We start from the raw sequence: 7,922 nt of genomic DNA, 5'->3' as shown, positions 1-7,922 counted from the left end.
GCTATTATCTGGTTGGCTAAACCTTGGATAAACCGGAATCCCACCGGCTTGACTACACACCCTTAGCTGGGCGCACAGCTGGAATTTGCTGCAATACCCAATCTTCTCTTTTTAGAATGTTTACCTCATTTTCTTCCGTTGTACCGAATGCTGTCTCATAGGTATCAAATGCATAGTGCTTGAAACCACTTTTTTCCTGAACTCTATGAGATTGCTCATTCCACAAGAAGTGACCACAGAAGATTACATCAAGATTAGCGTTCTCAAAGAGAAAACGAATTACTTCTTTCAACGCTTCCGGCATCAAACCTTGTCCCCAATATTCTTTGCTCAGAACATAGCCTATCTCACGGCATTTCTTATTTTTAAATTCCGGGAAGTGAGTTTCATTGTATTTTTCGATCCCAACAGAACCTATTACTTTGCCCTGATATTCGAGTGCAAATGTTTTCTTATGGCTAATGAACATATCAAGAATAATCTTAGATTCTTCCTTGCTTTCATGAGGCTTCCAACCCGCCATTTGCCCGACTCCATCTACTGAAGCGTAGGAATAAAAGTCATCAAGGTCGGATTGCCGCCACGGGCGAATCAACAAACGCTCTGTTTTTAGGATAACATTACTTATATCTATTTCAGGATTCATAATATTTTACTCCTCTAAATTTCGATTTCACGCTTTCTTAATTGGATGTCTAATTACAGTTTTCCATTTTTCCGGGGCAACCTTTCTTGCATCAGACATATAAATCTCGTGGTGCAATCTATCTTTGTTAATATCATTCACATACCCATTTTGTTCTAAATAAGTATCCATAAGCGCAACGGTTGCTGGCTCATCATCAAAAGAACCTATGTGCATAATTTGGACGCATAATCCTTCATCAATCGTAAGATACTCTGCGGATGAACAATCGAGTTTCTTCTTTTTTGTTGCTGTTTCTACCGCCCAGTCAAAATCAGCTTTAGAAATGAAATCAGGCAGACGAATGACAGAAATCCAGTTAAAAGCAGATTTATTTGTATAATCTACACCCTCGACATCGTCCTGCCACCAAAAGCCTTCCAATGGCGGGACAACATATTCAAAAAAACCTTCAATTTTATAATCTGTCTTGTAACTCATTTTTAATGTGTATGCAACAGCATATAAAACACTAATCGCTTGTTGATATGCACCGCCTTCTTCGTTTGGATTGCCTTTACCTCTGACTGCAATGTAATTAGCCTTCGGGACATTTACAATCTCTGGTTTTTTCTTCGGCATATAAAATTCTTTATATTCTTTCTTAAAATCAAAAGCCATAACTACCTCCGTCAAATTTCCAAAATCTATTAAATATTTTCTTAAAATCATATCAAATCTCACATGTTTTCGCAATCTATCTTCAATATCAAATATTTCATATGTTTAAATTCCTTCAATTTGACTATATACTTTTTCTTACCCATTATATATATAATAAAATTACATAGTGCATAACATTTGTATTTACATTTAGAAAGGAACAATTATGAATGCAGGATATGTCCGTCTCTCCAGAGATGATGAAAAGAAAAATTACGTTTCCATAGAAAATCAGAAGCTGATCATCAGTCAATATGCCGATGATCATGGTGTAAAAATTGACCGCTGGTATGAAGATGATGGAATTTCCGGTTATATCTTTGACAGACCGGGATTTCGTCAAATGATGGCAGATCTGGATAAAGAGATTGATACCGTATACGTCAAAGACTTCTCCCGTCTTGGCAGACATAACGCAAAGGTGCTTCTGCTTCTGGATGAGTTTCAGGAACGTGGCAAACACCTGATCGTCATTGATGATAATTATGATTCTATGGATTCCAGTGATGACACCATTGGTATCAAAACCTGGTTTAATGAAAGGTATGTGAAAGATACCAGTAAAAAGATCAAACGAGCCATCGGAGCAAGGCAAAAAGAAGGAACTTTGATCACCAGACCGCCTTTTGGATACCGGCGCAATGAAAAAGATAAGACGATTCTGGAAATCGTACCAAAAGAAGCAGAATATATTAAGCAAATTTACGACTTATATCTTTCCGGTTCCGGCTATCGAAAAATCGCCACGTATCTGACAGAACATGGTGCACCTACACCTTCTATGATCCAGCGGGAACGCGAAATCGAAGAGGGAAGATTATCCAAAAGGCTGGTCGCTTCCAAATGGTCGGATGCCATGATAAAAGAAATCCTGGACAATGATTTTTATATTGGAACGTTCCGGCTGAAAAAGCGTGCAAGGAATACCGTTCATGGAAAGGACAAACGTGTCCCAAAGGAAGAACAATGTATTTTTGAAAATCATCATCCGGCGATTATTGATAAAGCAACCTTTTCACTGATGCAGGAATTAAAAGAAAAGCGTAACTGCACGAATTATCGTGGAAGCCGGGGACAATGGCTTGGTTCAGAGATTCCCCATCCCTTCGGAAGCTGTCTGTATTGTAAGGACTGCGGAAGTCGTCTTACACCAATTAAGCGCCAGACATCCAGCAGGGAACGGAAATATTATATCTGTACGACATATAATACCAAAGGCAGACGTTATTGCTCCAAGGCTCATCTGATTGAAGAAGATAATTTGATGGAGGATGTTCTGACTTATATCAAAATGTGCAGAAATGCACTCTGTGAAGTCATTGCTACCTACGATTTAAAAGATTTTGAAGCTGAAAAGAAAACAGTAGAGGAAAAACGAAAGGAACTGCATGGAGAAATATCTGACCGAAAAAATCAGTTAAAAGTTTTACTCACACAAAAAGTAAAAGACCTGGCTACCTCTTCCGGAAATGAGGATTTGATTCATGAGACTTATGATTCCATGCAAAAAGATTTACTGGCTCAGATTCATGGTCTTGAAATGCAGTTAAAAGAGCTAGCCGAAACTGCAATCGAAACACCGGATGTAAAAGATACATTACGGAATGCTCTTGATGTCGTAGATAAGATTATTGACGGGGGAACACTTGACCGCAGGGATATTGAACTACTCATAGAAAAAATTGTGGTAGACGAAGATGGAATGCCGGAAATAACTTTAAAATATGGATTATCTAATCTGATCAGCTACAGCCCTGCCAATGAAATGAACCGCAGGGAAAATACGATCATTGCCATTGTGCTGATGTTGATTGCCGAAGATACGCGTGGCTACACATCCGCCAAATATCTGTCCGAACATATCACAGACCTGGGATTCAAAAAGACAAAGCAGAGTATTCTGCCATATATTGAACTGGCGAAAAGCCTTGGCATTCTGGAGCCTACCGAAAACTCGCTGAAACCATACAGAATCGTAAAAGCAAAAAAAGAAATCACATTGCTTGCCAGTGACTATCTGCCAGAAACGTTTAATTTATCTGCAGAAATGACTGCAAAACAGCTATCGAACGGATATTTACATTGTGTTACAGACGACAGGTGGCATGCCGGAAATGGTATTTGAGTATATTTTAAAGAATCATAATATTGATCCGGCGTCGGATCTGGAAATCGACCAGAGTATTGATTTTGGTTCCACTGCAGCTGCATTTACCGGTGACATGTCGGCAGATTTTACTGTTGAATTTGAGCCTTCTGCAACCGCCCTGGAAAAAGAAGGAAAAGGCTATGTAGTGGCTTCTCTGGGCGTGGATTCCGGCTATGTCCCCTATACCTCTTACAGTGCAAAGACCAGCTTTCTTAACGAAAACCCACAGATTATCCAGAGCTTCACAAACGCCCTTCAAAAAGGCATGGACTATGTACAAAGCCATTCCCCTGAGGAAATTGCGCAGGTGATTTCCCCTCAATTCCCGGAAACAGATATGGATACCCTTACCAAAATTGTCAAGCGTTATTATGAGCAGGATACCTGGAAAGAGAATCTGATATTCGAAAAAGATAGTTTTGAACTTTTGCAGGATATTCTGGAGAGTGCAGGAGAATTATCTGACAGGGCAGATTGTGAAAACCTGGTTACAACTGCATTCGCTGAAGCTGCGATTTCTTAAAAAAGTTGCTATTTAATGTGCTGGTCGTTATTCCGGACGCATTTGGACAATGCGTCCCTCCTGAAGAATTTTTCAACACATTAAATAGCAAATACCGTTCTCTATGCCTCCACCGCATTCACCGACTCCCGAATACAAGGAATACACTCCACAAAGCAATTTCCATTATCCAACTCCACTTCTTCTTTTGTCAGAATCCCAATAATGATCTGACAGGCTTTATAGCCAATATCATGAAGAGGAAGAGCCATGGTAGTAAGCGGCGGCTTTTCATAGCATGCCATTTCACGGTTATCATAGCCAGCCACAGCCACATCTTTCCCAGCATGAAGCCCAAGCTCTTCCAAACGGTCATAGGTTCCACCAGCCATGAAATCATTCATACAGAAAATAGCTGTTGCACCCTTTTCCAAAAGAATATCCGTGTTCTCATAGCCACTCTGCCGATCCCAGTCCCCATAAGTAACCATATCCGGATCATAGAGAATCCCTCCTTCGAACAAAGCCTTCTGGTAGCCCTCCAGACGGGACTGGGTATGAATACTCTCCTTCTTACCTGCGATAACACCAATTTTCCTGTGTCCTCTGGAAACAATATAACTGACCAGATCATGGGCACCTTTGATATCCTTCACCACTACAGATGGGATTTTCCCACTGCCAGTAAAGCCATAAGCAACTACCGTTGGAATGGGCAGATCCTCTGGGATAATATCGATCAGGCGCTCATGGGCAGCCACATAAATAATTCCTTCGACCTGCTTTGCCAGAAGCTTCTGGAACTCCTGACGTACAATTTCTTTGTGACGGTTATCACGGTAATAATTATCCTGGAATTTCTTATAAAGACGGAGATTTACAAGAAGAATCTGGTAATCAGCTTCCTCACAGTATTCCGTAATGCCGTCGATAATATCAGGAAGAGCAAAAACTGTCATATCTTCTGCAATAACACCGATACTTCTGGTGTTTTTGGTTTTCAGATTTTTGGCAACATAATTAGGCGTATAATTCATCTCGCGAATCACCTTCTCTACACGCTCCCTGGTGGCATCACCAACGCTGCCTTTATGATTTATAATATTGGAAACAGTCGCAACTGATACGTTACAGGCTTTTGCAATTTCTTTTATGGTCGGCATGGAACTTCTCCCTCCGGTTTTTTTATTAATTCTTTCTATCACAATCTTATCATATTTTATTCACAGCCACAATCGCCATCTCTACTCCCCTGCTCTTCTACTTTGTAATTTTTCAAAGGGCTGCAGCACCCTTCGCTCCACGGCCCTGTCCACACAGGCATATATCACCATCTGCGGAAAAGAAACGCCGATCGTAAGCAGCAGAAACAGAGAATATGGTGCCAGTGCCAGCAAAATTCCGCCGGCAATTACCACAGTGATTACGATCACCATACTCAGCTTCCATTCCAATACCATAATGAGAAATGTATTTTTCAGCAATACCCCCACGCCAAGGTCTAACATAGCGGACATTACAAAATAATATCCACCAATAAGTATGGCAAAGATCATTACACCAATCCCACACCCAATCAGCACATCATGGGTAGTTCCCTTGCCGAAATTTCCAGCAAGACTGAGCAGATAACAGGAATAGAATCCCAGAGCGCCGGTGAGCACTCCCGCCGGAAGATTTTTCAGAATATCAGACTTAAATTCTTTCCAGTAATCCTCCAGGGAAAAACCATATCCTACCCGGTAAATCGCCGAAAGATAACGGTTCAGTGCTGACAGAGCTGCCGGAATCGTCACGATTGGAATACAGCACAAAAGGAACAGCACATTTGCCCCAACCAGTCTGCCGGCGTAATTCCAGAGTACATAACCAACTCTCTTCACACCGCCCTTTGGCGTCTCTTTCTCCTTATCATTATTTCCCTGATACCAGTCCATGAATCTTTTTGTCAGTCTCATATGCTTTTCCTCAAAATTACTGCCTGATTACAGCCTCTTCATACACCCCACAAAGCATTGTCTTAGAGCGTGTTTGAAAAAGAGGCTTTTTACATCCTCATTTTAAATTTCGTACAGGCAGGACCACCGCCCTGCCTGAAAATGTTAATATTGTTATAATTTAATTTTTCATACCAGTCAGCACAATTCCTTCCACAAAGCTCTTCTGCCCGAAGATATAAATCACAATACCAGGAAGGATTGTCATAAACGTGGCTGCCAGTGCCACCGGCCAGTTAGTTCCGAATGAGCCGGTAAAGTTGGTCAGCGCAATGGCAAAGGTAAATTTGCTCATGCTGTTAATGTAAATGATCTGCTGAAGCAGGTCGTTCCATATCTGGATGAACAGCATCATTCCAACTACAACTACCGCCGGTTTAATTGAAGGAACAAGAATTGTCCATAGGATTCTCATTCTTCCAGCCCCGTCAATGGAAGCCGCCTCATCAAGTTCCTTTGGAATCGTCATCAGAAACTGCCGGATCAGGAAAATGTTGAAAAAGCCACCACCTGTTAAGAACGGCAAGATCAACGGCCAATATGTATCACCCAGTCCCATTCCCTTTGTCCAGAAAATATACAGAGGAATCAAGGTTACCATTCCCGGAAGAAGAATCGTGCCAACACAGATGTTGAAGATCAGCTTTTTCCCGCGGAAACGAAGTCTTGCAAAGGCATATCCGCAAAAAATCGCAGTGATGGTACCAAAGGTAACTGCCGGAATGATAATGGTGAATGTGTTCTTAAAATAAGTCCAGTACTCAAAAGTCTCCAGCGCTTTGGAATAGTTTGACCAGAGCCACTCATGAGGAATAAAGGAAGGCGGATATTCATTCAATGCTGCCGTGCTCATCAGGGAAGAACGGAAAATCCACCAGATGGGAAGAAGTACCAATGCAGCCAGAATCAGTACAATGAAAAACGCCAGAACATTAAAGGCTTTTTCTTTTTTCTTTCTGCTTGCCATTTTTCCAGCCATTTCTCATTCCCCCTCTCCGAAAATCTGTTCTTTCTGCGTCTTAAAGAGTACTGCCGTAAAAATTCCAACCAGGATAAAGAAGATCACAGAATAAGCAGCTGCATATCCCAGTTTGTTTTTCTTAAATGCATAAAGATAAATAACATAGGACATAAACATGGACTTTTTTCCTGGGCCGCCATCTGTAAGAGCCAGCGCCGGGTTAATAACCTGCAGGTGTGTGATCAGGGCAGTCAGCACGTTGTAAAAAATAATCGGGGAAATGCTTGGAATGGTAACGTTCCAGAAGCGCTGCCATGCATTTGCACCATCAATTTCCGCTGCTTCCATGTAAACCCGCGGTACATTCTGAAGTCCTGCAAGGAAAACCACGATCAGGTTGCCGCTTGTCCAGATTGCAATTACTACCAGGGAAGGTACTACCTGACTCGGACTGTCCAGGAATCTCTGAGGTTTCAGTCCCACCATTCGAAGGACAAAGTTAAAAAGTCCGAAGTTACCTTCATATAACCATTGCCATCCTTTGTAAACACCGATTGCAGGCAAAAGGTATGGAATGAAGAAAACAGAACGGAATAATGTCCGTCCCCATATTTTCATATTCAAAAGCAGGGCTACCAGAAGAGAATAGATAATAGCGCCTACCACAGCCAGAAGAGCGTACAAAATTGTCGCTTTTATAGAATCTGCGAAATAAATATCTTTTGTAAAAATACGCTGGAAGTTCTCCAGACCTACAAACTCCGGTGAGGAAAGACCATTCCACTTAAATACGCTTAAAACAAATACTGCCAGTGTCGGCAGATAACTGATCAGACTTACTCCAAGGAATGCCGGTATCAGACAGAGATAAGCGGTCCTTTCTTCTTTTCTACCGGCCCTTGATGTCACTTTTATTTTGTTTTTCTTATTTGCTTTCATGCCCGCACCTCTTAAAAGGGAGCTGA

7 protein-coding genes and 1 pseudogene are annotated in these 7,922 nt (G+C 41.5%); 2 read left to right on the top strand and 6 right to left on the bottom strand.

The window, feature by feature from the left end; genetic code table 11:
* Positions 1–52 precede the first annotated feature (52 nt).
* Both ACESTK_RS12105 and ACESTK_RS12100 read right to left on the bottom strand, forming a co-directional pair.
* Positions 53–646: a GNAT family N-acetyltransferase gene (locus ACESTK_RS12105; RefSeq protein ID WP_373119841.1), complete on the bottom strand. Its 594-nt coding sequence runs from the start codon at positions 644–646 to the stop codon at positions 53–55.
* Positions 647–673: 27 nt separating this feature from the next.
* On the bottom strand, positions 674–1,306 hold the full coding sequence (locus ACESTK_RS12100; protein ID WP_227200930.1) for a GyrI-like domain-containing protein: 633 nt from the start codon (positions 1,304–1,306) through the stop codon (positions 674–676).
* A 208-nt stretch (positions 1,307–1,514) separates the two neighbouring features.
* Between ACESTK_RS12100 and ACESTK_RS12095 the strand changes: the two genes are divergently transcribed.
* Both ACESTK_RS12095 and ACESTK_RS12090 read left to right on the top strand, forming a co-directional pair.
* A complete protein-coding gene (locus ACESTK_RS12095; RefSeq protein ID WP_227200929.1) occupies positions 1,515–3,473 on the top strand; it encodes a recombinase family protein in 1,959 nt (652 codons plus the stop codon).
* Positions 3,448–4,020, top strand: a pseudogene (locus ACESTK_RS12090) (ABC transporter substrate-binding protein); the annotation flags it as partial. The gene ACESTK_RS12095 and the pseudogene ACESTK_RS12090, both read left to right, overlap by 26 nt.
* Before the next feature lie 101 nt (positions 4,021–4,121).
* Here ACESTK_RS12090 and ACESTK_RS12085 read toward each other — a convergent pair.
* The 4 genes from ACESTK_RS12085 to ACESTK_RS12070 all read right to left on the bottom strand — a co-directional run bounded on the left by ACESTK_RS12085 (position 4,122) and on the right by ACESTK_RS12070 (position 7,896).
* Positions 4,122–5,162: a LacI family DNA-binding transcriptional regulator gene (locus ACESTK_RS12085; protein ID WP_118582645.1), complete on the bottom strand. Its 1,041-nt coding sequence runs from the start codon at positions 5,160–5,162 to the stop codon at positions 4,122–4,124.
* Between the two features lie 81 nt (positions 5,163–5,243).
* Entirely contained in the window at positions 5,244–5,957 is a 714-nt protein-coding gene (locus tag ACESTK_RS12080) for a hypothetical protein (RefSeq protein WP_118582642.1), read from the bottom strand.
* A 160-nt stretch (positions 5,958–6,117) separates the two neighbouring features.
* Positions 6,118–6,975 carry a carbohydrate ABC transporter permease gene (locus tag ACESTK_RS12075; RefSeq protein WP_226815327.1) on the bottom strand — a complete coding sequence of 286 codons (858 nt, stop codon included), beginning with the start codon at positions 6,973–6,975 and terminating at the stop codon, positions 6,118–6,120.
* Positions 6,976–6,978: 3 nt separating this feature from the next.
* Positions 6,979–7,896: a carbohydrate ABC transporter permease gene (locus tag ACESTK_RS12070; protein ID WP_118582639.1), complete on the bottom strand. Its 918-nt coding sequence runs from the start codon at positions 7,894–7,896 to the stop codon at positions 6,979–6,981.
* Between the last annotated feature and the right edge of the window lie 26 nt (positions 7,897–7,922).

Source organism: Ruminococcus sp. Marseille-P328, from assembly GCF_964249465.1.
Taxonomy (GTDB): domain Bacteria; phylum Bacillota; class Clostridia; order Lachnospirales; family Lachnospiraceae; genus Blautia_A; species Blautia_A faecis.
The sequence above is the reverse complement of the archived record's forward strand: the minus strand, read 5'-3'. Positions and strand labels throughout refer to the sequence as shown.